Origin of the sequence: Rhizobium sp. CG5 (assembly GCF_023701945.1) — a bacterium.
Classification (GTDB): Bacteria; Pseudomonadota; Alphaproteobacteria; order Rhizobiales; family Rhizobiaceae; genus Allorhizobium.
Genome location: NZ_JABAEF010000007.1, coordinates 214178 through 236613, shown reverse-complemented (window position 1 = coordinate 236613; position 22436 = coordinate 214178). Strand labels below are relative to the sequence as shown.

Annotated in this window: 22 protein-coding genes; 3 read left to right on the top strand and 19 right to left on the bottom strand. The window is 63.7% G+C overall.

Annotated elements, in window-relative coordinates:
- Positions 1-75 precede the first annotated feature (75 nt).
- The 8 genes from HGO38_RS14015 to HGO38_RS13980 all read right to left on the bottom strand — a co-directional run bounded on the left by HGO38_RS14015 (position 76) and on the right by HGO38_RS13980 (position 8217).
- Positions 76-990: a TIM barrel protein gene (locus HGO38_RS14015; protein ID WP_250956517.1), complete on the bottom strand. Its 915-nt coding sequence runs from the start codon at positions 988-990 to the stop codon at positions 76-78.
- Between the two features lie 30 nt (positions 991-1020).
- Complete coding sequence (locus HGO38_RS14010; protein WP_250956516.1) at positions 1021-1770, bottom strand: glycerophosphodiester phosphodiesterase family protein; 750 nt, start codon at positions 1768-1770, stop codon at positions 1021-1023.
- Between the two features lie 34 nt (positions 1771-1804).
- Complete coding sequence (locus tag HGO38_RS14005; RefSeq protein ID WP_250956515.1) at positions 1805-2686, bottom strand: ABC transporter permease; 882 nt, start codon at positions 2684-2686, stop codon at positions 1805-1807.
- Between the two features lie 11 nt (positions 2687-2697).
- On the bottom strand, positions 2698-3624 hold the full coding sequence (locus HGO38_RS14000; RefSeq protein WP_250956514.1) for an ABC transporter permease: 927 nt from the start codon (positions 3622-3624) through the stop codon (positions 2698-2700).
- Positions 3625-3638: 14 nt separating this feature from the next.
- Complete coding sequence (locus HGO38_RS13995; RefSeq protein ID WP_250956513.1) at positions 3639-4625, bottom strand: ABC transporter ATP-binding protein; 987 nt, start codon at positions 4623-4625, stop codon at positions 3639-3641.
- The gene (locus HGO38_RS13990) at positions 4626-5624 is read right to left on the bottom strand and encodes an ABC transporter ATP-binding protein (protein WP_250956512.1); all 999 of its coding nucleotides are present in this window, start codon (positions 5622-5624) and stop codon (positions 4626-4628) included.
- Between the two features lie 105 nt (positions 5625-5729).
- Positions 5730-7364 (bottom strand): ABC transporter substrate-binding protein, encoded by a 1635-nt coding sequence (locus HGO38_RS13985; protein WP_250956511.1) that lies wholly within the window; start codon positions 7362-7364, stop codon positions 5730-5732.
- Positions 7365-7497: 133 nt separating this feature from the next.
- Positions 7498-8217: an HAD family hydrolase gene (locus HGO38_RS13980; RefSeq protein WP_250956510.1), complete on the bottom strand. Its 720-nt coding sequence runs from the start codon at positions 8215-8217 to the stop codon at positions 7498-7500.
- 194 nt (positions 8218-8411) lie between these two features.
- On the opposite strand from HGO38_RS13980, the gene HGO38_RS13975 reads away from it, so the two are divergent.
- Positions 8412-9353 (top strand): sugar-binding transcriptional regulator, encoded by a 942-nt coding sequence (locus tag HGO38_RS13975; protein ID WP_250956509.1) that lies wholly within the window; start codon positions 8412-8414, stop codon positions 9351-9353.
- A gap of 24 nt (positions 9354-9377) precedes the next feature.
- Here the strand turns inward: HGO38_RS13975 and HGO38_RS13970 are convergent, their stop codons facing one another.
- The 11 genes from HGO38_RS13970 to HGO38_RS13920 form a co-directional block, all read right to left on the bottom strand.
- A complete protein-coding gene (locus HGO38_RS13970) occupies positions 9378-10265 on the bottom strand; it encodes a MurR/RpiR family transcriptional regulator (RefSeq protein WP_250956508.1) in 888 nt (295 codons plus the stop codon).
- Between the two features lie 6 nt (positions 10266-10271).
- Complete coding sequence (locus HGO38_RS13965; protein WP_250956507.1) at positions 10272-11333, bottom strand: ABC transporter ATP-binding protein; 1062 nt, start codon at positions 11331-11333, stop codon at positions 10272-10274.
- Positions 11330-12079, bottom strand: a complete 750-nt coding sequence (locus HGO38_RS13960; protein ID WP_250956506.1) for a glycerophosphodiester phosphodiesterase family protein — start codon at positions 12077-12079, stop codon at positions 11330-11332. Before HGO38_RS13960 ends, HGO38_RS13965 begins: the two co-directional genes overlap by 4 nt.
- A gap of 18 nt (positions 12080-12097) precedes the next feature.
- Positions 12098-12907 carry a carbohydrate ABC transporter permease gene (locus HGO38_RS13955; protein ID WP_250956505.1) on the bottom strand — a complete coding sequence of 270 codons (810 nt, stop codon included), beginning with the start codon at positions 12905-12907 and terminating at the stop codon, positions 12098-12100.
- Entirely contained in the window at positions 12897-13766 is an 870-nt protein-coding gene (locus tag HGO38_RS13950) for a carbohydrate ABC transporter permease (RefSeq protein WP_250956504.1), read from the bottom strand. The genes HGO38_RS13955 and HGO38_RS13950 overlap by 11 nt, the downstream gene beginning before the upstream one ends.
- Positions 13767-13841: 75 nt before the next feature.
- On the bottom strand, positions 13842-15101 hold the full coding sequence (locus tag HGO38_RS13945) for an ABC transporter substrate-binding protein (protein WP_250956503.1): 1260 nt from the start codon (positions 15099-15101) through the stop codon (positions 13842-13844).
- A 346-nt stretch (positions 15102-15447) separates the two neighbouring features.
- Positions 15448-16371, bottom strand: coding sequence for a ribokinase (locus tag HGO38_RS13940; protein WP_250956502.1), 924 nt, complete (start codon positions 16369-16371; stop codon positions 15448-15450).
- Positions 16372-16456: 85 nt separating this feature from the next.
- On the bottom strand, positions 16457-17284 hold the full coding sequence (locus tag HGO38_RS13935; protein ID WP_250956501.1) for an HpcH/HpaI aldolase family protein: 828 nt from the start codon (positions 17282-17284) through the stop codon (positions 16457-16459).
- A gap of 71 nt (positions 17285-17355) precedes the next feature.
- The gene (locus HGO38_RS13930; RefSeq protein ID WP_250956500.1) at positions 17356-18369 is read right to left on the bottom strand and encodes a TRAP transporter substrate-binding protein; all 1014 of its coding nucleotides are present in this window, start codon (positions 18367-18369) and stop codon (positions 17356-17358) included.
- Positions 18370-18411: 42 nt separating this feature from the next.
- Positions 18412-19692, bottom strand: a complete 1281-nt coding sequence (locus HGO38_RS13925) for a TRAP transporter large permease subunit (RefSeq protein WP_250956499.1) — start codon at positions 19690-19692, stop codon at positions 18412-18414.
- A gap of 90 nt (positions 19693-19782) precedes the next feature.
- Positions 19783-20334, bottom strand: coding sequence for a TRAP transporter small permease (locus HGO38_RS13920; protein WP_250956498.1), 552 nt, complete (start codon positions 20332-20334; stop codon positions 19783-19785).
- Positions 20335-20572: 238 nt separating this feature from the next.
- Between HGO38_RS13920 and HGO38_RS13915 the strand changes: the two genes are divergently transcribed.
- Complete coding sequence (locus HGO38_RS13915; RefSeq protein WP_250956497.1) at positions 20573-21589, top strand: LacI family DNA-binding transcriptional regulator; 1017 nt, start codon at positions 20573-20575, stop codon at positions 21587-21589.
- 8 nt (positions 21590-21597) lie between these two features.
- Complete coding sequence (locus HGO38_RS13910) at positions 21598-22362, top strand: hydratase (RefSeq protein ID WP_250956496.1); 765 nt, start codon at positions 21598-21600, stop codon at positions 22360-22362.
- The last annotated feature ends 74 nt before the right edge of the window (positions 22363-22436 follow it).

Here is a 22436-nt window from a genome sequence, read left to right as displayed (position 1 = left end):
CGCCTGTGGACCGGCCGCAAGGCAGTCCAGGGGCGTTGCTTCTCGCAGCAACGCCCCTGAACGCAGCGCGAAGAACTACTCTGCAGCGACGGCCTGTCTGCCGTCGTTGAGCGCCAGGAGCTTGCGGGCGCGTGTGAGGCTTTCCGGCTGTTCCCGGCGATAGCGCGCACCGACTTCCATCATCGCCACCGTGCCGGGTAGGAAGGTGAGTTCGGAGAAGATGTCCTCCCAGTCGATGTCGCCCCAGCCGAGCGGCATGTGTAGGTCGCCAATCCCCATGGCGGTATTTTCCTGCAGGTGGTGGCCTTTATAGAAGCCCTGCGGACGGCCAAAGCTGTCATGCAGGTGCAGATGGCCGGTGACCGGCGCCATGGCGGCGATCTGTTCGCGGAAATTGAGGCCGCGATAGGTCGATTCGATATAGGCATGGCTGAAGTCGATCAGCGCCACGACATTGGGATGGTTGACCGCCTTCACCGTTTCGGCAAGCTCTGCCGGGGTCTGGCGGTACTGGCCAGGCTCGGTGGTAAAAATGTTCTCCAACGCGATGCGCACGCCGTAGGGCTTGCAGAATTCGGCAAGCTCGAGCAGGGCCTCGCGCTCGCGCTCGTCGGCGGCCGCGCGGTCAAAGATCTGCTCGGCGCGCAGGCAGCCGCCATGCTGGACGATGACGCGGGCGTCGATGCGGTCGCAGACCTCGACGAGCGCCTTGGCCGCGTCAATCTGGTAGCGGCAGGTGGCCGGATCCATGAAGTTCGACGAGACCAGGCCGTGCACCGTGTAGCGGAAATCGAACTGGCTGGTCATGGCCACAAGGGCGTCGGCCCGCTCCTTGATGATGCGGCCGCCGGCGATCAGGTCGAGCGTGGTCACGCCCAGTTCGACCGTATCGACGCCGATATCGGCAAGCGCGCTCAGATCCTGTTCCAGGCTGTCGATTTCGCCATTGTTCGAGGCGGCGTTGAAGCCGGTTGCAATGATATTGCCCATGATGGGTCTCCTGATGATCGGGGTTGAGGGTTATGCCGCGGCTGGTGTGTTCGCCCGCAGGGACAGGGCGATGTCCGGACTATCCGAAGTGAGATGGCCGATGCCGCGCTCCAGCCATTTGCGGATGAGGTCTTCGTCGTTCAGCGTCCAGACGCAGAGCCGCTCGAGCGGCAGGATCTTGGTGATCAGCGGCCATTGCGCCTCCATCAACTCGTGGTGGATCGCGACGATCTCGACCAGATCGCCGACCCGGCCGAGAAAGGTCTCCAGTCCGCCCTGCTTCTCGGCCCAGGCGGCGTTGACCGAGACGAGGCGGCCGATCTGCGGCGCATGGCTACGGCAATCCTCCAGCACGGAGACGTCGAAGGAGGTGAGCAGGCTGCGGTCGGCAAGCCCGAAGCGGGCGATCTCGGCTGCCACCTTGGCGGCGATCCCCGGATAGGGCGCACCGGTCTCGTCGCTCTTGATCTCGACATGCAGGGCGATACCGTCGGACGTCGAAAGGACCTCAAGAACCTCGGCGAGCGTCGGGATGGTCTCGTCGCTGTCCTTGAGCTTGACCGTGCCGCGGGCGTCTGGCGTCAGCGCCCGCACAGGCCCGTGCCCGTCCGTCGTGCGCTCCAGCGTTGCGTCGTGGATGACGACCAGTTCGCCGGCATCGGTCAGGTGGACGTCGAATTCGACGGCGTCGACGGCAAGGCCGAGGACGTTGCGAAAACCTGTGAGCGAGTTTTCGGGCCAGAGATTGCGGGCGCCGCGATGGCCGGTGATCAGTGTCATGAGTGTGTTCCTGCTATATTGGGATGCGTTACGGTCAGCGCATGGTCGGATCGAGCTTGTCGCGCAGCCAGTCGCCGACCAGCGAGATCGACAGCGTCGTCAGCATGATGACGACCGAGGGGGCGAGCATGATCCAGGGCGCGCGGGTCAGATATTCGCGGCCGAAGCCGACCATGTTGCCGAGGCTGGTTTCCGGCGGCTGCACGCCGAGGCCAAGGAAGGACAGGCCGCTTTCCATGAGAATGATTTCCGGAAAGGTCAGCGTCATTGAGACGATTAGCGTCGAGGCGACGTTCGGCAGGATATGGCGGAAATAGACACGGGAAGGCTTTGCCCCGAGCTGGACGACGGCGGCCGCATAGCCTTGGGCGCTGGCCGAAATCGCCAGCCCCCGGGCGATGCGGGCATACCGCTCCCAGCCGTAAAAGCCCATCAGGCAGACGATCAACACCATCGACGAGCCGAAGAAGGCCAGCACCGCCAGCGACATGATCAGGAACGGCAGCGCTGCCTGGAAATCGGCCAGCACCAGCACCAGATGTTCGACCCAGCCGCGGAATTTTGCCGCGGCAAAGCCGAGCACCGTGCCGAACACCGCCGAGATGATCGTGGCGCCAAAGGCAATCACCAGCGAGACGCGGATCGACTGAATCAGGCGTGACAGCACGTCGCGGCCGAGTTCGTCGGTGCCGAGCCAGTGCTTGGCATTGCCGGGCCCGGCAAGCCGGTTGGACAGGTCCATCGCCGTGATGTTGAACGGCCGCAGGCTATCGGCGAAACAGGCGACCAGCACCATCAGCGCCAGCCAGCCTATTCCGAGCCCAATCGAGAGCGGCAGGTTGCGGCGGAGGGCGGCGATCGGGCCGGCGGCGCGGCGGCGGGCCGGTATCGCCTGAACGGTGTCAGCAGAGGTCATGACATCTCCCCTCAATGAGCGGTTTGGGCGCGCAGGCGCGGGTCGAGCCAGCCGTAGAGCAGGTCGACGATCAGGTTGGAGACCACCATGGCCGCGGCGATGATCAGCAGGATGCACTGCACGACGGCCAGATCGCGGTTGGCGACCGAGACGACCAGAAGCCGGCCGATGCCGGGCCAGGAAAAGATCGATTCGACCACGACGGCGCCGGCGATCAGCGAACCGACCATGAAGCCGACGATGGTAACGATCGGCACGGCGGCATTCGGCAGAGCATGGCGCCAGACCACTTCCGGCCATTTCAGGCCCTTGGCCGAGGCCGTGCGGATATAGGGCTGGCCCATCACCTCGATCATGGCGCTGCGGGCAAAGCGCGCCAGGATGCCGATGCCGCCAAGGCTCATGGCAATGGTCGGCAGGATGCCGTGCATCCAGCTGTCCTGGCCGCCCGAGGGCAAGACGCCGAGCATCACCGAGAAGACCAGCACCAGCAGCAGACCCATGACAAAGGACGGGATGGTAAAGCCGAGGATCGCCAAAAAGATGACGCCGCGATCGATGACGCTCTGGCGGTGCAATGCGGCAAAGACGCCGGCCGGAATGCCGATCACCAGTTTTAAGAGCAGCGCCGGGATCGTCAGCTGCAGCGTGGCCGGCACGCGCTCCAGGACCAGATGCAGGGCGGACGCCTTATCGCGCATGGAGACGCCGAAATCGCCGGTGAAGATCGACTTGATATAGGCGAGATACTGGATCCACATCGGCTGATCGAGGCCCCAGGCCTTGCGGAAGGCGTCGACCGCATCCTGCGGCACATCCGGGCCGAGCATCACCTGGGCCGGATCGCCCGACATGCGCAGGACGACAAAGGCGAAGGTGACGACGGCCAGAATGGTCACGGCGGCGCGCAGCAGGCGCGAAAGAACGAAGCGGATCATCGTGCCATCCCCCTTTAAGCGGCGATCGGCGCGACTGCGCCTTCGACCATATGACAGGCAGCCGTGCGCTGCTCGCCGACCATGCGCAGCGGCGGAACAGACGTGCGGCAGATCGGTGCGGCAAGCGGACAGCGGGGGTGAAAGGCGCAGCCGGAGGGACGATTGGCCGGATTGGGCGGCTCGCCCTGCAAGATGGTGCGGCCGGTCAAGAGCTTGCCGGGAACCGGCACGCTGGAGACCAGCGCCTTGGTGTAGGGATGCAGCGGCCGCTGGAAGATGACGTCGGAGGAGGCCTCCTCGACGATCCGGCCGAGATACATCACGGCGACGCGGTCGGCGATATTGCGCACGACTTTCAAGTCATGGCTGATGAAGACCATGGCGACATGATTGTCCTGCTGCAGGTCGCGCAACATGTTGACCACCTGCGCCTGGATCGACACATCCAGCGCCGAGACCGGCTCGTCGCAGACCAGAAGCTTCGGGCGGGAGGCAAGCGCCCTTGCAATGACGGCGCGCTGGCGCTGTCCGCCCGACAGTTCGTGCGGATAGCTGCCGGCCTGATCCTTGCGCAGGCCGACCGCCGTCATCAGCTCCTCGACACGGGCGGCCCGCTCTTCCTTCTCCAGAAGACCGTGGATCTCCAGCGGCTCGCCGATCTGGCTCTCGATGGTCAGCCGCCGGTCGAGGGCTGCAAGCGGGTCCTGATAGACAAACTGCATGCGGGCCCTCAGCGCCCGCCATTCGGCCGTGCCGAAGGCCGGCATCGCCCTGCCCTCGAACCTAACCGTGCCGGACTGCGCCGGATCGAGGCCAAGCAGCATGCGCCCGAGCGTCGATTTTCCGGATCCGGATTCGCCGACGATGCCCAGCGTTTCGCCGGGCAGAACGCTAAGCGAAATGCCATCGACGGCGCGCACGCGGGTTATCTTGCCGAACACGCCGCGGCGCAGCTGATAGACGCGCGTCAGGTTGTCGGCTTCAATGAGCGGAGTGTTCACTTAGACGCCTTCCAGAATCGCTGTTTTGACCGGCTGCGAATGAGGGACCGGGACCGGGCTGAAACAGGCAAGCTGCCGGCCATCGTCCATCGGCTCCAGCAATGGCCGTTGGAAATCGCAGGCCTTCTCGGCGCGGCCGCAGCGCGGCGAAAAGGCACAGCCCGGCGGCAGGTGCTTCGGGTTCGGCACGGTGCCCTGGATGGGCACCAGCCGGCTGCGTGGGCCGTCGATCCGCGGGATGGCGTCGAACAGGCCGCGCGTATAGGGGTGGCGCGGTGCCGAAAACAGCTGTTCGATCGAGCCCTGTTCGACGACGCGGCCGGCATACATGACGCAGATCCGCTCGCAGACCTGGCTGACGGCACCGAGATCATGGCTGATGAAGATCGTCGCCATGCCGGTTTCGGCGCGAAGCTGGATGAGGAGGTCGAGGATCTGTGCCTGGATGGTGGCGTCGAGCGCCGTGGTCGGCTCGTCGGCGATCAGCAGGTCGGGTTGACCCGCCAGCGCCATGGCGATCATCAGCCGCTGACACTGGCCGCCGGAAAATTCATGGGCATAGTGGTCGACACGCCGGCGGGCATCGGGAATGCCGACCATGTCCATCAGCCGCAGCGCTTCCGCCCTTGCCGCCTCGCCAAACAGGCCGCGATGGACGGCAAGCGCTTCCGTGATCTGCCGGCCGATGCGCAGCACCGGGTTGAGCGAGCTCGAGGGATCCTGGAAGATCATGGCGATCCGCCCGCCGCGCACCGCTTCAAGCGCACTGCGCGGTGCGCCGCAGATCTCGCGGCCGTCGATCCGCACCGAGCCGCTGATGCTCGCCTTGCCCGGCAGGAGGCCGAGCGCTGCAAGCCAGGTGACCGACTTGCCGCAGCCGGATTCGCCGACCAGGCCAAGCGCCTCGCCGGGTTTCACATCGAGATCGATGCCATGCAGAACCTGAATGCCGTCGAAGGCGACTTTCAGATCGCGAAGTTCCACGAGATTGGGGGTCATGGCGGTCTCCTGCTTCAAGGCCCAAGCGGCAATGCCTCTGGCGCGCCGACGCGGCTGGAAGGAAAATCCGGCGGCCGAAAGACCGCCGGAGCGAACGGACGTTGATTACATCGTCCAGTTGTTGCTGCGGAAATCCATGGCAAAGGCGGGCGCTGCCTTCCACTTCAGCGAGGCCTTCATGCCGGTGAACACGGCGTTCTGGTGCAGGACCTGATAGACCGGGTCTTCGCGCTCGCAGATTTCCAGCATGCGGGCGAAGGCCTTCCTGCGCAGTGCATGGTCGGTCGAGGTCTCGAGGACGACGGACAGTTCGTTCACTTCGGCGTTGGTCCAGTCCTTCTTCTGCTGCATCTCGCCATTCGGGCCGAACTGGGTGACCATCGGGGTAACCGGATCGTTGATGCTGGCACCTGCCGACCAATCGCGCACGCCCTTGATGCCTTCCGGATCGTGGATCTGCGCCCAGTTTTCCTTCATCTGGATCTCGACATTGAGGCCGACCTGCTGCCACATCTCGACCATGATCTGACCGTTGGCGGTCTGGTTGGTGTAGTAGTTGTTGAGCAGGCGGTAGGGGATCGCCTCGCCCTTGTAGCCGGCCTGCTTCAACAGGTCCTTGGCGATCTCGGGATTGTATTCCGGCGGCTTCCAGCCCTCGATGAACATGTCCGTCGCCTTGTAGGATTCGAACTGCAGACCAGCCGGGATGACAGTGCGGCCAGCCCAAAGCGCCTCGACGATCGCCTGACGGTCGATCGCATGGGTCATGGCGCGGCGTACCAGCGGATTTGCCAGGACCTGGTTCTGGGTGTTGAACACCGAGATACGATGGTTCTGGATGGTCGAGCCCTGCACTTCGAAACCGGCCGTTGCCTGGATGGCGCCGATCTGGTCCGGCGGCAGGTCGCAGGCGAAATCGTATTCGCCAGACAGCAGGCCGTTGACGCGGGAGGAGACTTCCGGGACCTCGACGAAACGGATCTGTTCGAGCGGCGGGCGGCCGCCCCAGTATTCGTCGAAGGCCACCAGCGTCAGCGACACGTCCGGCTTGTAGTCGCCGACCTGATAGGGGCCGGTGGTGATGGGCTTGCGGGCCCAGTCGGTATAGGATGCAGCCTCGTCCCAGGAGCGCCGATTGGCGATCTGGCTGCCGAAGGCGTAGAGGCGGCCCTCAAGCGTCACGTCCGGTGTCGCATTGTGGAAACGCACGGTATATTTGTCGACGGCTTCGACGCCGGCCAGTGCCGGCCACAGGCGGCGGGCGATCCCCGGCAGGGCCGCGGGCAATTCCTTGACTGATGTCGGCTTGTGGTCTGCCTCGAAAATGGTCTTGCCGCCCTTCGGCTCGGTATTGCCGAACAGGCGCTCCTTGGAGAAGGAGAACACGACGTCATCGGCAGTCAGTTCGTCGCCGTTGTGGAACTTGACGCCCCGGCGCAGCTTCAGCTCGACGGTCTTGTCGTCAAGCCGCTTCCATTCGGTGGCCAGACCCGGCACCGGGCCCTGGTTGCCCATCCAGTCGCGCAAAATCAGGCCTTCCCACAAATTCGGGAAAAACACCCGTTCGCCGACGTTGGACTGCTCGTTCCAGATGTCGAGCGTGTTGTTGTTGGTGATCTTTTGCACCGCGATGGTCACGGATACGCGCTTGCCCTGGCTGAAGGCCAGGCGCGGAATGATCAGGCTGCCGGCGGTCGCGCCCATGAGGCCGAGCGCGCTGCGTCGATTGATGGAAAGCATCGGACATATCTCCTTTTGCAAAATGTACATCGGAAAGGCGGTGGGGTTTTCTACGCTTTCCAGATGTCTGTTTCCGGATGGGCTTGTGAATTTTCAGTGACGCACCCGCCGCGAAGACCGCGGCGGACATCGATCAGAGCGGGACCGCAACATCCGCGACGCGGCGTTGCGGTAGAGGGCGGAATGAAGTGGATAGAACCGTATCGAAAGCCTGGCGCAGTTCGTCGGCACCGCTGGCAACCAGCATGGCACCGGCCTCTTGCAGCACCGCATGGCGCCCCTTGCGCGGATCGGACGGATCGACAAAGCCGATTGCCCGCATGCCGGCGGCAACCGCGCCGACGATGCCGTGGGGACTGTCATCGACCACCAGGCAACGGGCCGGATCGACGCCGAGTTTTTGGGCGCACAGCAGGAACAGGTCCGGCGCCGGCTTGGGCCGCGCCACCATGTCGGCGGAGAAGATGTTGGGGGCGAACGCATTCCACAGGTCGAAGAGGCCGAGACTGTTCTCCAGCCGCTCCATGCTGCTGTTCGACGCCACGCATTTGGCATGGGCAAGCGAACCGATCAGGTCGGCGATACCGGGCATCAGGGTCAGCGAGCGGGCGAACTCGCCATAAAGAGCGGTGCGTGACCCCGCGAACACCGCTTCGAGATCGTCGAGACCCAGATCCTCCAGGCAGATGCGCCGAGCGTCTTCTTGCGAACAGCCGGTAAAACGATTGTGGACCTCGGCTTGCGAGATCGTCGCGCCGGCCCCTTGCAGGGCCTGCCAGACGACCCGGCTCGCCAATGGTTCGCTGTCGATCAGCACGCCGTCGCAGTCGAAGATGAGGAGTTCGGTGGTCATGAAGCGGATGCCCGGTTCCTGTGGGTCGAAATGGCTGATGCCGGCAACCGCATTCCCTTGAGGAATGGCCGCCAGGACGGGTTGCCGACCGACAGGCTTTCGTGAGAATTGCCTTCGGGGTCGCGACCGTCTATGCAGCGGTTCTAGGTTACATATGTTACGCGCATGTGACATTTGAGCGGGAGGGGAAACGCTTGGACAACCAGCAACTGATGGTGAAGGCGGCGTGGCTCTATCATGTCGAGGGCCTGACCCAGGCCCAGATCGGCGAGCGGATGAACCTGACCCGGCGCCGCGTCAACGAACTTCTGGCCGCGGCGCTGGAAAGCGGCGTCGTGCGCATCAGCTTCAGTTCACCGCTGTCGGAAAATGTCGAACTGGAGGGCGAGCTGTGCCGCCGTTTCGGCCTGCAGGAGGCGGTTGTCGCCCCGACGCCGTCGGACCCCGGGCATATGCATGCGGTACTCGGCCGCAGCGCTGCCACCTTCCTCGATCGCCTGATCGAGAGCCGTCAGCCGCGATCGATCGGCGTCGGCTGGGGGGCGACCCTGAACGAAACCGTGCAGCAGATGACGCCGGCCAACGCACCGCAGATCAAGGTGCTGTCGCTGATGGGCGGCCTGACGCGCGGTTCGGAAATCAACACGTTCGAGATCGTCCGGCGCTTTGCCAAAGTGCTGAAAGCCGAATGCCATTATTTTGCGGCACCGATCTACGCCGACAGCATGCAGTCGCACGACGTGATCATGGCTCAGCCAGTGTTCCGCGAGTTCCTGCGCGAGAGTTCCAGCGTCGATCTTTCATTCCTGAGTGTCGGCGACGTGACCGGTCAATCGCTGCAGGTCCGCTACGGCCTGCCGCCCCAGACCGATATCGGAGAACTTGTCCGGGCCGGTGCGGTTGGCGACCTGCTCGGACACTATCTCGACGCCGACGGAAAGCCGATCGATCACCCGCTCAACCGTCAGGTCATTTCGCTCGACCTCAACGCCTACCGCGACATTCCCAGTCGAATCATCGCCTCGGGCGGCCTGCACAAACAGGCAATCCTGCGGGCCACCCTGAAGGCGGGGCTTGCAACCGCGATCGTGACCGACGCTGACAGTGCGCGGGCCCTGCTGGCCAATCCGGGGTGATCGTGACCCTTTCCGAACCGGATGTCAGCAGAGATTGGCAGAGAGACCGGATCCGGCCCTGAACGCCTTGAACTGCTGCAGCGAGCGCAGAGACCGGCCGTGGTCGATGGCCGCCAGATCGAGGATCACCGCGTTGGCAATCGTCATCGGCACGACCAGCGACTGGGATTCGCCGGGCTCGCCGCGCGACACCAGGATCTGGTGATCCGGCACGGGGTCGATGCGGGTTCCGCCGACATCGGTGATCGCCAGGATTTTCGCGCCGCATTTTGTGGCGATCGCACAGACTTCCTGCAGAAGCGGCGGCGCCCGGCGAAAGGCCAGCAGCCAGACGACGTCTTCGGAGGTCAGCGTCGCCAGCGCCTCGGCCAGTTGATGCATCTGGCTGGCAAGATCGACGGAGTCATAGCCTGAACGGTTGAGCCGCAAGGCAATCAGTGACGACAAGGCCGCGAAATGCCCCCGGCCGAAAACAAAGACCCTTCGGCAATCGCGCAGGCTTTCGGAAAAGGCGCGGATATCGGCATCGGACACGCTGTTGCGGGCCTGTTGCAGAGCGGCGATCTCGCTATCAAGCACGGAGGCCAGCAGGCCGCCTTCCTCGGCGCGGACAAGGCGAGCCGCCATGCGGGCGGCCGGGCTTTCGAAATCGTTGCCGCCTTCCAACAGATTGGCCTGCAGGAAGCTGCGGAATTCGGGATAACCCTTGAATCCCAATCGGCGGGCCAGGCGCACGGCCGATGCCGGATGAACCCCGGCGCGGAACGAGACATCCTTGCCGTTTTCCATGGCCGCACGGATCGGATCCTGGATCAAGACGTCGAGCAGGCGCGTATCGGCCTCGGTCAACCGGGTGGAGTAACGGCTGATCAGGTCGCCCAGGGCCTGCGGCATCGGTTCCTGCTTGTCCATCAGTCCTCAATCCTGCGTGGCCCGGACGCTTTGACGGTCGCCGGCCAGATCGACCCGTTCGCCGGTCTGATTGTCGAAAAACAGGGCACGGTCAAGGTCGCAGGAGATCCAGATGTCGCTGGCGTTGTGGGGCACATCCCGGCGCGGCGCCGAGACCGTCAGCCGGCCGGCGGCAGTGTCGCAATGCAGCAGCATGTCGGAGCCGGTCATTTCCGACATCATGACCCTGGCCGGCAAGGCCGGGCCAGCAGGTGGGCCGGCGTGAATGGACAACATTTCCGGCCTGAGGCCCACCGTCAATGCCGGCAGATGCTGCAGGCCAGGGAGTTTTTCGGACGGCAGGAAGTTGATCGGTGGCACGCCCAGGAACCCGGCCACGAAACGGTTGCGCGGCCGGTCATAGATCACATCCGGCCGGTCGAATTGCAGAAGATGGCCGTCCTTCAGCACGGCAACCCGATCCGCCAGCGACAGAGCCTCGGTCTGGTCATGGGTCACATAGACCATCGTAGCGCCAAGCTGCCGGTGCAACTCCTTGATCTCGGTGCGCATGGCGACGCGAAGGGAATTGTCGAGGTTGGACAGCGGCTCATCCATCAGGAAGGTCGACGTGTTGCGCGCCATCGCGCGCCCCATCGCCACGCGCTGGCGCTGGCCACCGGAAAGCGCGCCCGGTTTGCGGTCGAGATAGGGCTCGAGCTGCAGCATTTGGGCGACCTCAAGAGCCCGCGCATGGCGCTCCGCCTTCGGCACGCCGCGCAGTTCCAGGCCAAAGGCGATATTGTCACGCACGCTCATATGCGGATAGAGCGCGTAATTCTGGAAGATCATCGCGATGTCGCGATCCTGCGGCGCCAGATCGTTGGCGCGCCGGCCGCCGATCTCCACCTCGCCGGCGTCACAGCGTTCAAGGCCGGCAATGAGCCGCAACAGGGTCGACTTGCCGCAACCGGACGGACCGATGATCACGACGAATTCGCCTTCCTTGATGTCCATCGACACCCCGTGCAGAACGGTTGGCCCACCCGGATAGGCCTTGCGAATGTCGCGCAGTGAAATGCCGCTCATGCCGTGATCTCCCGGCGATATTGGTTGCGGATGGAAATGGCCAGGCTCGGCCGGTCGGTGGTGAAAACCGAAACCCCGAGCCGGAGCGCCTTTTCGATCTGTGCGGGGCTATGCGCCGCCCAGCAGCCGAAGGTAAGACCAGCACCGGTGACACGCTCCATCAGGGCGTCGTCCGCCGTGTCGATATGGACGCCGATCTCCGGGATACCGTGCGCCTGCGCCACCTCGATAACCACGTCGGGCCCGAGTTGGCGGAGCACGGCCGGACTGACCAGCCACAACCTTGGCCGATCGGTCGCGGCCGCAAGCTCGTTGACCGACCTGACGAGGAAGGACGAAAAACTGGTGCGCTCCAGCATCCCCTTGTCGGCAAGCGTCGCGATGACTTTCGGCACGAAATCCTCGTAGGGCCGGCCGCCAAGACCAGGCTTGATCTCGCAGCGGAAATTCACCCGGCTGCCAGCGTAGAGGGCGCAGAGATCATCGAGGGTCAGCGGATGTCCGCCAGCGCCATAGTTGATGACGGCCGACTGCACCTCAGCCAGCGTCAGTTTGGCAATCTCGCCCGTCCTATCGGTCGTGCCGTCGAGGGTCGCATCGTGATGGACGACGATGCCGCCGTCTGCGGTCGGATGGACGTCGAATTCCACTTCCTCAAGGTCCATGCGGGCGGTTGCGGCAAAACCCTGCGGCGTGCTGTCGCCGAATTCCAGGGTTCCACCGCGATGGGATGCTATGCGTGTCATGATTGTCCTGTCCTTGAATTACTTGACGGCGCCCATGGTGATGCCGCGCACGAGATGACGCTCCACCAGCAGAAAGCCGATGAGAACCGGCAGGATGGTGATGGTGGACGCGGCCATGACCAGCGGCCAGTCGATCAGACCTTCGCCGGGATTGATGCGATAGAGCCGGGAAAGCCCGATCTGCAGGGTGTAGAGGTCCGGCTTGCCGACCGCGACCAGCGGCCAGATATAGCTGTTCCATTCGGTGATGAAGATGTAGAGCGCCATCGACGAGATGGCCGGCCGCGACAGGGGCACGATGATGCGCCAGAGGACCTGCAACGGTGTCGCGCCATCCATATAGGCGGCCTCGTCCAGGGCCTTGGGAATGCCGCGGATATATTGCCGCAGGAAAAATGCCGCAAAACCGTTGGAGATCGCCGGCAGGATCAGCCCCGCATAGGTATCGAGCAGACCCAGCTTGGCCAGCGACAGATAGTTCGGGATCAGGCTGATATGGCTCGGGATCATCAGCGTTGCCACGGTCGCCCCGAACAGCAGATCGCCGCCGCGAAAGGTGAAGCGTGCAAAGGCGAAGGCCGCCAGGGTGGCCAGCGTAATGCCGATCAGGGTCACGAGCCCCGATACGATCAGGCTGTTCAGCAGGTAGCGGGCAAAATGGAACTGGCCGATGGCGCGTCCGTAATTCTCCAGCGTGAACTCCAGCCCGCCGGCATAATAGGCCGCCGACGTCTGGAAGGACATCCAGATCGAATAGAGCACCGGCGACAGGAAGATCAGGCCGGCGACAAGCGCCAGCCCGGCTCGAAACGGATTGTCAGGCTTCATAATGCACCTTGCGTCCGACGATGCGGGATTTGAGGATGGCGAGGCTGACCAGGAGGACGAACAGGATGACGGCCAGCGCCGAGCCGCGACCGATATCGAACAGAACGAAGCCGACCTCGTAGAGCAGGTTGACCAGCATGTCGGTGGCGCCGGCCGGTCCGCCATGGGTCATCACGTTGACGATGGTGAAGACCTGGAAAGCTTCGATGACCGAGATCACCAGCAGGAAATAGGTGGTCGGCATGACGAGCGGCAGGGTGATACGCCGGAAGATATGGGCACGACGGCCGCCATCGACGGCGGCGGCATCGTAGAGTTCCTGCGGTATGGCCTGCAGCCCGGCAATGTAGATGACGATATCGTAGCCGATCTGTTTCCAGGTGTTGACGAAGATCAGCACCCACAGCGCCAGATGCGGATCCTGCAGCCACGGCACCTTTCCAAGTCCCAGCAGTCCCAGCATCCCATTCATCATGCCGTAATCCGTGGAGAACACCCAGGAGAACACCACGGCGATCGACACCGTCGATGTCACGAAGGGAAGAAAGAGGGCTCCGCGCAACAGGCGGGACGGCAAGGTCTCGCGCGCCAGATAGCTGGCAATCAAAAGTGCCGCGCCAAGCCGCAGCGGCACGGAAAAGACCGCAAACAGCGTGGTCACCCAGAGCGAGTTCCAGAATTCCCGCGACGAGAAGAGATCCTGATAGTTGCGTAGCCCGACAAAGGGCATGTCCGGTGTCAGGAAATTCCACTGCCGGACGCTCAGGTTGAGGCTGGCGAGGATCGGCACATAGGTGAAGGCCGCGATGAAGATCATCAGCGGCGCAACGAACAGGTAAGGCGTGAGCTTGCGGATCATGGGCAATGGCACTTCATGCTATGGCAAGCACCGGCGGGCTTTCGACAGGCCCACCGGTGGCGTTTTAGGGGAGGATCAGTTGCTGGCGCGCTGGCTTTCCTTGCGCGTCTGTTCGGCAAAATCCTTCAGAGCGTCGGCGGCGGTCTGCTGTCCGAATGCCATGGCTTCCCACACCTTGTATTCCGTGGAGCGCATCCAGGTGACAACCGTTGAGCGGGCGCGACCATGGGCGACGGGCAGCGAGTCGATCGCCACATCGATGCCGGGCTGCGTTTCAAGCGCCTTTACGGCGACGGGAAGTGCTGCGCTCTTCTTGTTGATCGGCAGATAACCGGTCGCGGCGAACCAGATGGCATTGGCCTCAGACGATGCGGCATAGCTGACGAACTTGTAGGCTGCATCCTGCACCTCCTTCGGCGAGGAGGCCATGATGCCGATCCCGGCGCCGCCGATCGGCACGGAGCAGATCTTGTTGCAGGGCATGGGCCGCACGGCGAGATTATCGCCGATCGCCTTCTTGGCGCCGCCGTAGTTGCCGGTGGAGTTCATCATGATGCCGACCTTGCCGGCAAGGAAAGCGTCGCGGCCATTATCCTCATCGGTCACGCCGTCGGGAGAGGCGACCTTGTGCTCATGCACCAGCGAGGCCATCCACTGATAGGCTTCGATCGTGTTCGGCGTGTCGAGCAGGATCTCGTTGGTCTTGGCGTCGATCAGATCGCTGTCATTGGCCATCGCAAGGCCCCAGCGGACGAACTGGCCGGGTGCGGCAATGCCGGAAATGCCCTCGGCGCCGAGCTTGTTCGAGATGGTCTTGGCGGCGGCCAGGATTTCGTCGAAGGTCTTCAGGGACGTATCGGCGGCAAGGCCGGCGCGGGCGAAGATGTCCTTGTTGAAGTAGAGCACCGGCGTCGAGGAGTTGAACGGCACGATATAGTTCTTGCCGTCGATCACGCCCACTTCGCGGGCATAGTCGTAAAGGTCGTCCTTCAACGGATCGGCGTCGACATAGGGCGTCAGATCCGTCAGAATGTTGTTGTTGGCGAAGAGACCATAGCGGGTCACTTCAAGGATAACGGCATCAGGCGCGCGGCGCGCCGGGATCGCCGCCTGCAGCTTGGCGACAACGTCGTTGTAGTTGCCGACGAATTCAGCCTGGACATCGATGTCGGGGTTGGCGGCCTCGAAATCGGCAATGATCTTGTCGAGCGCCTCACCGTTCCCCTTGTTGAACGTATGCCAGAAGGTCACAGTCGTTGCGGCTTCGGCGGTGCCGATGCTGGCAAACAGGGCAAGGACGCTGGCAGCGATGGTCGTGTGCAATCTGCGTGTCATCTCTCTCTCCTTTGCAATATGAATTGCATGACCCCGTTTAGCGCGGCTGAGAGACGGTTTGGTGAAGCTTGCAAGAACCTTTTGTGACAACGCACAGGCCCGAGATAACGGACGTCAACTTGACGGCAGACCGCAATGCCTCTTCGAATCATCCTCGGCCTTGAGCCGAGGATCCATATCTTTCAACGGGTTATGAATGGTCGGGTCAGGCCGGACCATGACGAAGGAGAGATTGCCGCACGTTTCCGAGCGTCTGCCATCCGTGATAACCGCGTGCGTGATAGCAGCCGGACCTCATGCTGGACGCATTTCGATCCGTCGATCCTTACGCAAGAGTGATGTCAGGTCAGCTCAGGGCTTCAGCCGCCGCGAGCATAGCCATATCGACCTCGGCCTGAAGGGGAATGGCGGCCTGCGCGCCGCGGTTCAGGCAGGCCAGCGATCCTGCGACCGCGGCATGGCGAAGGGCGGCGCCAAGATCCGCGCCACGGTCCAACGCAGCAGCGAGGTAGCCGCAAAACGTATCGCCGGCACCCACCGTGTCGACCGGCGTGATCGCAAGCCCATGGGCGCGGAAGAACTGGCCTTCCTGCATGGCCATGGCCCCCTCGCCACCAAGCGTCACGACGATGGTCTGGCCACTCTTGGCATGCAGCTGTCGCAGCATCGCCTCGCGCGCGCCGGTGCTGTCCAGCACCTCGCCCGCCAACAGCTCGAATTCCGTTTCGTTGGCGATCACGATGTCGGCAAGATCTGCCAGCCGCCGTGCGTCCGCCACCAGCGGTGCGAGGTTCAAGATCGTGCGGATGCCGCGCTGCCGGGCGAGATTGAGGGCCTGTTCGACGATGGCCGCCGGTACTTCGAACTGCAGCATCAGGATATCGCCGGCCTGCATGCCATCGAGCGCTCGTTCGGTATCCGCCGCAGTCAGGGCGCCATTGGCGGCTGCGATCACGGTGATCATATTCTCGCCGTCACCGCCAACCAGGATCAGCGCCGTCCCGGTGCTGCCCGGCACGGTTTTGACCAGCGTCAGATCGGCCCCGGCCTGGCGCAGCAATGCGACCGCCGGCTCGGCGAAGGCATCCGTGCCAACCGCCCCTGCCATGCGCACCATGCTGCCGGCGCGGCGCGCCGCCAGGGCCTGGTTGGCACCCTTGCCGCCGGCAACCGTCATGAAGCTGTCGCCGGAGACCGTTTCGCCGGGACGCGGCAACCGGGCCGGCGTCGCCACGAGATCCATGTTGATGGAGCCGAGCACCGTGATCATCGAAGGTCCTGTCGTCGCTGGGAATGACTAAAACAATGGCAGAGGCGGACCCGGAGGCCCGCCTCGTCTGGCAGGTCGGATGCGCTCAATAGGACCGGGCGAGGCCGCCGGCCGCAGCCGATCCGTCACCCTTGGCGCGCGCGTCCACAAGCGCCTTGTAATCGTCCATCGCAGCACGGCCGGCATCGCGCAGCAGCGCCACGTCATGCGGGCCGGCGATGATGCGATAGCCACGCTCGAGCAGTTCGCCCACCGATGCGCCGCCGTTCGGCACAGTGCCCATGATCTTGCCCGAAGCGAGGATGGCCTGCTCGGCCTTCTTGACCAGCGCCTGCACATCCGGATGGCCGGTCTGTTCCAGACGGCCGATCGAGCCCGCGAGATCGTTGACGCCGATGAAGATGATGTCGGCACCTTCGACGGCGGCAATCTCGGCGGCATTGTCGACGGCGGTGAAGGATTCCAGCTGCACCGCGATCAGCATCTCGGCATTGGCCTTGTGGATGTAATCCGGCTCCAGCCCGAAGGTCGAGGCGCGCACGACGCCGGCGGCATAACCGCGGATGCCATGCGGCGGGTAAAGGCAGGCAGCGACAGCCGCGCGCGCGGCCTCAGCCGTGTCGACCGACGGGATCATCACCGACTGCACGCCGGCATCGATGACCCGCTTCAAGAAGACATGGTCGTTCCACGGAACGCGCACCAGGGCCGGTGTCGGCGTCGTTTCGATCGCCCGCAGGGTCTCCATGATTTCGCGCGTCTCACCGATACCGTGTTCGTGGTCTGCCAGCAGGAAGTCGAAGCCGGCATGGCCGAGGATCTCGGCATTGGTCGGAGATCCGCCCCCGACCCAGCAACCGTAGACGGTCTCGTTGGCAAGAAGTCGGGCCTTCAGGCGGTTGGGCTTGTACATCGGATAACCTTTAAATGACAGAATAGAAAAAAGGGACGCGGAGGCTTACCCTCCGCGTCAGGCGGGGAGAACTATTTGGCCGCGCGGACCTGCTGGATGGTGTCGTTCATCAGCTTGACCAAAGCCGGATCGGCGGCGGCAGAAAACTTGTCGGCGACAGGCTTGGTGGCTTCGCGGAACCGGGCAACTTCCTCCGGAGCAAGCTTGGTCACGGTCATTCCGGATGCCTCGAGCGCCTCGACGGCCTTGGCATCGGCGTCCCGCGACGTCTGGCGCTGGAAGGCGGCGGCCTCGCTGGCGGCCTGCTGGATCAGGTCTTTCTCATCCTGGTCGAGCTTGTCCCACAGTGGCTTGGAAAACAGCATGACCATCGGATTGTAGGTATGACGGGTCAGCGTCATGTAATCCTGCACTTCGTTGAGCTTGGCCGTCAGGATGGACGGAGCAGGGTTTTCCTGACCGTCGACCGTGCCGGTCTCCAGCGCCGTATAGACTTCCGGGAACGGCATCGGCACGGCATTGGCACCGAGCGCCTGGAACATTTCCAGATAGATCGGCGACTGCACGACACGGATCTTCAGACCCTTGATGTCCTCGACCTTTTCCACGGCATGGCGGCTGTTGGTCAGGTTGCGGAAGCCGAGCTCCCAATAGGCCAGCACGACAAGGTTCTTGGCGTCGAGTTCCTTGGCGAAGATCTTGCCGACCTCGCCGTCCATCACGGCATCGGCTTCCTTGGCGTTTTCAAACAGGAACGGCAGGTCGAGCAAGGCGAAATTCGGGGCAAGGCTTGCCATCAGGCCGGCATTCATCACCGACATCTGCATAAGGCCGCCCTGCAGCGCAGTGACGGACTGCATGTCGCCGCCGAGCATGCCGGCCGGGAAGACCTTCACGTCGATCTTGCCGCCGCTCTTTTCCTTGACGATCTCGGCAAACTTGCGCTGGCCGATGACCAGCGGCGAACCTTCCGAGCCGGCGCTGGAAAAGCGGATGACCTGTTCATGGATCTCGGCCTTGGCCGGAAATGCGGCGACGGATGCCAGCATGGCGCCGACGAAGAGTGCATTGACGAGCTTGCGCATATGTTTCCTCCTGGTTGTTATGCGAAAACGGATTTCATCGGGTCAGCGCGACAGCCAGGCGGCCGGAACGGTGACGAGTTCGGGAAAGACGATCATCAGACCCAGCATGATGAGCTGGGCGATCATGAACGGCGTGACGCCGCGGATCACCGCATCCATGCTGGTGCGCGTCACGCCTGCCGTCACATTGAGCACGGTTCCGACGGGCGGCGTGATCAGGCCGATCGAATTGTTGATGATGAAGAGCACGCCGAAATAGATCGGTTCGATCCCGGCTGCCACCACCACCGGGACCAGAACCGGCCCGAGGATCAGAATGGTCGGCGCCATGTCCATTGCGGTGCCGACGACGACGATCAGGATCATGATGACCAGCATCAGCAGCCGCGGGCTTTCCATGAAGGGAGCGAGCAGTTCCACGACCTGGCCGGGCAGATCGGCAATGGTGATCAGCCAGGCGGAAACCAGGGCGGCCGAGACCATGAAGATGACGACGCTGGTGATCTTGGCCGAGGACACGAAGACGCCGTAGATCTGGCTGAGGCTCAGTTCGCGGTAGATGACCATGGAGACGAACAGCGCATAGACGGCGGCGACGACGGCGGCCTCGGTCGGCGTGAACAGGCCGAATTTCAGGCCGAAGATGATGATGACCGGCAGGCCAAGCGCCCAGAGGCTCTCGCGCAGGACCTTCAGGCGTTCCGCAGCCGAGGTGCGCGGCCGCAGCTCCGTCTTTTCCTTGCGGGCCACGATGAACCACGCCACGGCGAGCGCAAGCCCGATCATCAGGCCCGGTGCAATACCTGCCATGAACAGCTTGGAAATCGACAGATTGGTGGTGACGCCGAGCAGAATGAAGGCGATCGAGGGCGGGATGATCGGCCCGATGATCGAGGCCGAGGCGACCAGACCGACGGAGCGCGCCTTGTCGTGACCGGCCTTCACCATCATCGGCACCAGCAGCGCGCCAAGCGCCGCAGCGTCAGCGGCGGCCGATCCCGACAGCGCCGACAGGATGCAGGCGGCTATGATCGCGACATAGCCGAGGCCGCCGCGCACATGACCGACCAGCGTCAACGCCAGGTTGACGATGCGGCGCGACAGGCCGCCGACATTCATCACCTCGCCCGCCAGCATGAAGAAAGGAACCGCCAGCAGCGTGAAGCTGTCCGTGCCGCCGACCAGGTTCTGCGCCAGGATCTGCGCATCATACATGTCGAGTTGCAGCATGAGCGCAACGCCGCAGAGGATCAGCGCATAGGCGATCGGCATGCCGATGGCCATGGCAGCAAGCAGCGAGGTGACGAAGATCAGAATTGTCATGGATGTGGTTTCCGGCAGGGACGGGACGCCGTGCGCGCCGCGCTGTCATGCTTGGTTGTTGAACGAGGGGCCGGCGGTTTCGCCGAGCTTTCAGGACTTGCCGTCGTCCTTCTTTCGATAGGCGTCGATATCCACCTCTTCCTCGCTTTCGCGCACGCTGATCAGTTCTTCGTCTTCAATCCGGCCCATCAGCGTGCGCAGGATCATCAGGCTGAACCAGCCGGCCGATATGGCGGCAAACACCAGAAGCGGCGCATAGAACCAGCCCTGCGAAATCCCCATGACCGGCGAGGTCATGCCGAGATTGATTTCAAACTGTTTCCAGGTGCCCGTGGCGATCAGCCAGGTGGCGTAAAGCATCAGCGCGTTGGAAAGCGCAAAGCAGACGATGCGGCCGGACCGCGGCAAGGCATGGACCAGCGTATCGACACCGAGATGGGCACGCTCGAACAGGGCCGCCGCCGCTCCGAGAAAGACCATCCATACGAAGAGCAGTCGCGACAGTTCGTCGGAGACCGAGATGCCGCTGTTCATCGTATAGCGCAGCACGACATTGCCGAAGACCAGCAGCAACATCACGGCCAGGCAGCCGGCGATAATCGCTTCGATGGGCTTGAGCAGGTTCTTCTTGACCGCGTCCATGGTCTCTCCTCCGCATACGCGCCTCCGGATCCGGCGTCCAACCGCCGCTTCCGCCTCCAGGCGCTACATAAATGTAAGCGCATACATATCAGCAAAAGCAAGGCTGTCAAGCAATCGGCACTTGATCCCGGCGTCAGAACCTTTATCTCATTGTACGCGAATACATAATTTTGAAAGGGAGCGGATGGGGCGGGGAGCAAAGGAGAGAGGCAAGGCGACAGGGCCACGGGCGCTCGATGTGGCAGCGGCTGCCGGCGTGTCGACGGCGACGGTGTCGCGCGCCTTCAACGCGCCGGAAAAGGTTGCCCCCGAGATCCGCGAGAAGATCCTGAAGATTGCCGCCGATCTCGGCTGGATGCCGCATCCGGCAGGGGCCGCCCTTGCCAGCCGCCGCACCTGGCTGGTCGGCGTACTGATCCCCACCCTCGACAACGACGTCTTCGCCTCGCAGGTCGGAGCCCTGCAGACACGGCTGGCGGAGGCCGGCATCACCGTCCTGATCGGCTGCTCCAACTACGATGGCCGGCAGGCCGAGGCCCAGGTGCGCGCCATGCTGGCCCGCGGCGTGGAGGCGCTGGCGATTGTCGGCGAATCCCAGCGCGACGGCGTGTTCGATATGATCCGCGCCCGCGGCGTGCCCTATATCGTCATGTATTCCTATCGCGCCGAAGCGACGCATCCCTTCGCCGGCTTCGACAACAGGGCGGCCTTTCGCCGGGTGGCCCGTCATCTTCTCGATCTTGGCCACCGGGATTTCGGCCTGATCCATCAGCCGGCCTTCGACAACGACCGCGTGCTCGCCCGGCTGGAGGGTTTGCGGGGAACGCTTGCCGAAGAGGGTATTGCGCTGCGGCCGCACCATGTGCACGAGGGTCCGCCGACCATCGTGTTCGGACGACAGAGCCTCAAGGCCATCATGGAGGCGCCCGGCCCCCGCCCGACGGCGATCGTCTGCGGCAACGACACCCTGGCGATCGGCGCCCTGATCGAGGCGCGCGCACTGGGCATCAAGGTGCCGGACGAGCTGTCGATCACCGGTTTTGACGATGTCGCCATGGCCGAACAGATCGACCCGCCGCTGACCACGATGCGGGTCGAGAATGCCGAGATCGGCCGCCGCGCCGCCGACTATCTGCTCGCCTGCCTCGAACAGGGCCACCCCATTGACCCGCCACCGGTCGAAAGCCAGCTTATGATCCGCGGCTCGACCGCCAAACCGCCATCCCGTCCTGACCAACACTCTATTTCCGGATGATCCCCGCCATGTCCCAAGTTATAAACATCCACGACCTCGCCAAGGTCCTTTCTGCGGCCGGTGACCGCCTTTCCGCGCCAGATCTGCCTGTGCCGGCAACTGTCACGGAGGCCATGGCGGTCCAGAAAGCCTCCTATGAACCCGCACCTGCCGGGCCGGTCGGCTATAAGGTCGCCTGCTCCCCGGATGGCATTGCCGTCATCGGCCGGCTGCTGCCGCTGGCGATCGAAACCGATCCGGTCCCGGCCCTCCCCTGGCGCAAGGGCGCGCGGATCGAAGTCGAGATTGCGGTGCGGTTTGCGACGGCCCTGCCGCCGCGACAAGGCGGCTACAGCCGCGACGAGGTCAAGGCTGCCATCGGCAGCGTTCATCTCGGTATCGAGATACTCGACAGCCGAATCGCGGAAGGCAGCAAGGCGCCGTATCTGCTGTTTCTCGCCGACCGGATTGGCAATGCCGGCTACGCGCTCGGCCCGGAACTGCCGAACGATATGCTGGAAACCGTCGGGGGGAACCCTTTGGAGGTCCTTCTGGAGGGATCGTCCATCCATGCCGCAGACGCCCGTCACCCCGCCGATGACGCGATGGCCTGGCTGATGGATTGGGCCAATGACAGCACGCGCCCGCTGGACACGCTTTCGGCCGGCGAAATCATCACCACCGGTAGCCTCTGCGGCGCGCTGGATATCAGCGGCCCCGGCCTGCTGCGCACCCGGCTCGCCGAGACCTGGGAGATGAGCCTTATCCTGGAGGATCGCCTGCGCGGCGATTGACCTGCGCCGGGGATCCCGGCTTTTCGTAAACTCAACCGAAGCGCCTCTACAGATGCGCTTCGGTTGAGCAGGGC

Excerpts from the sequence above, each read along its gene's own strand:
- HGO38_RS13965 (WP_250956507.1), bottom strand. The coding sequence starts at position 11,333 with ATGAGCGGCATTTCACTGCGCGACATTCGCAAGGCCTATCCGGGTGGG.
- HGO38_RS13920 (WP_250956498.1), bottom strand. The coding sequence starts at position 20,334 with ATGGACGCGGTCAAGAAGAACCTGCTCAAGCCCATCGAAGCGATTATC.
- HGO38_RS13925 (WP_250956499.1), bottom strand. The coding sequence starts at position 19,692 with ATGACAATTCTGATCTTCGTCACCTCGCTGCTTGCTGCCATGGCCATC.
- HGO38_RS13945 (WP_250956503.1), bottom strand. The coding sequence starts at position 15,101 with ATGACACGCAGATTGCACACGACCATCGCTGCCAGCGTCCTTGCCCTG.
- HGO38_RS13985 (WP_250956511.1), bottom strand. The coding sequence starts at position 7,364 with ATGCTTTCCATCAATCGACGCAGCGCGCTCGGCCTCATGGGCGCGACC.
- HGO38_RS13950 (WP_250956504.1), bottom strand. The coding sequence starts at position 13,766 with ATGATCCGCAAGCTCACGCCTTACCTGTTCGTTGCGCCGCTGATGATC.
- HGO38_RS13940 (WP_250956502.1), bottom strand. The coding sequence starts at position 16,371 with ATGATCACGGTGCTCGGCTCCATCAACATGGATCTCGTGGCGACGCCG.
- HGO38_RS14000 (WP_250956514.1), bottom strand. The coding sequence starts at position 3,624 with ATGATCCGCTTCGTTCTTTCGCGCCTGCTGCGCGCCGCCGTGACCATT.
- HGO38_RS14010 (WP_250956516.1), bottom strand. The coding sequence starts at position 1,770 with ATGACACTGATCACCGGCCATCGCGGCGCCCGCAATCTCTGGCCCGAA.
- HGO38_RS13910 (WP_250956496.1), top strand. The coding sequence starts at position 21,598 with ATGTCCCAAGTTATAAACATCCACGACCTCGCCAAGGTCCTTTCTGCG.
- HGO38_RS13990 (WP_250956512.1), bottom strand. The coding sequence starts at position 5,624 with ATGACCCCCAATCTCGTGGAACTTCGCGATCTGAAAGTCGCCTTCGAC.
- HGO38_RS13955 (WP_250956505.1), bottom strand. The coding sequence starts at position 12,907 with ATGAAGCCTGACAATCCGTTTCGAGCCGGGCTGGCGCTTGTCGCCGGC.
- HGO38_RS13970 (WP_250956508.1), bottom strand. The coding sequence starts at position 10,265 with ATGGACAAGCAGGAACCGATGCCGCAGGCCCTGGGCGACCTGATCAGC.
- HGO38_RS13960 (WP_250956506.1), bottom strand. The coding sequence starts at position 12,079 with ATGACACGCATAGCATCCCATCGCGGTGGAACCCTGGAATTCGGCGAC.
- HGO38_RS14005 (WP_250956515.1), bottom strand. The coding sequence starts at position 2,686 with ATGACCTCTGCTGACACCGTTCAGGCGATACCGGCCCGCCGCCGCGCC.
- HGO38_RS14015 (WP_250956517.1), bottom strand. The coding sequence starts at position 990 with ATGGGCAATATCATTGCAACCGGCTTCAACGCCGCCTCGAACAATGGC.
- HGO38_RS13980 (WP_250956510.1), bottom strand. The coding sequence starts at position 8,217 with ATGACCACCGAACTCCTCATCTTCGACTGCGACGGCGTGCTGATCGAC.
- HGO38_RS13930 (WP_250956500.1), bottom strand. The coding sequence starts at position 18,369 with ATGCGCAAGCTCGTCAATGCACTCTTCGTCGGCGCCATGCTGGCATCC.
- HGO38_RS13935 (WP_250956501.1), bottom strand. The coding sequence starts at position 17,284 with ATGTACAAGCCCAACCGCCTGAAGGCCCGACTTCTTGCCAACGAGACC.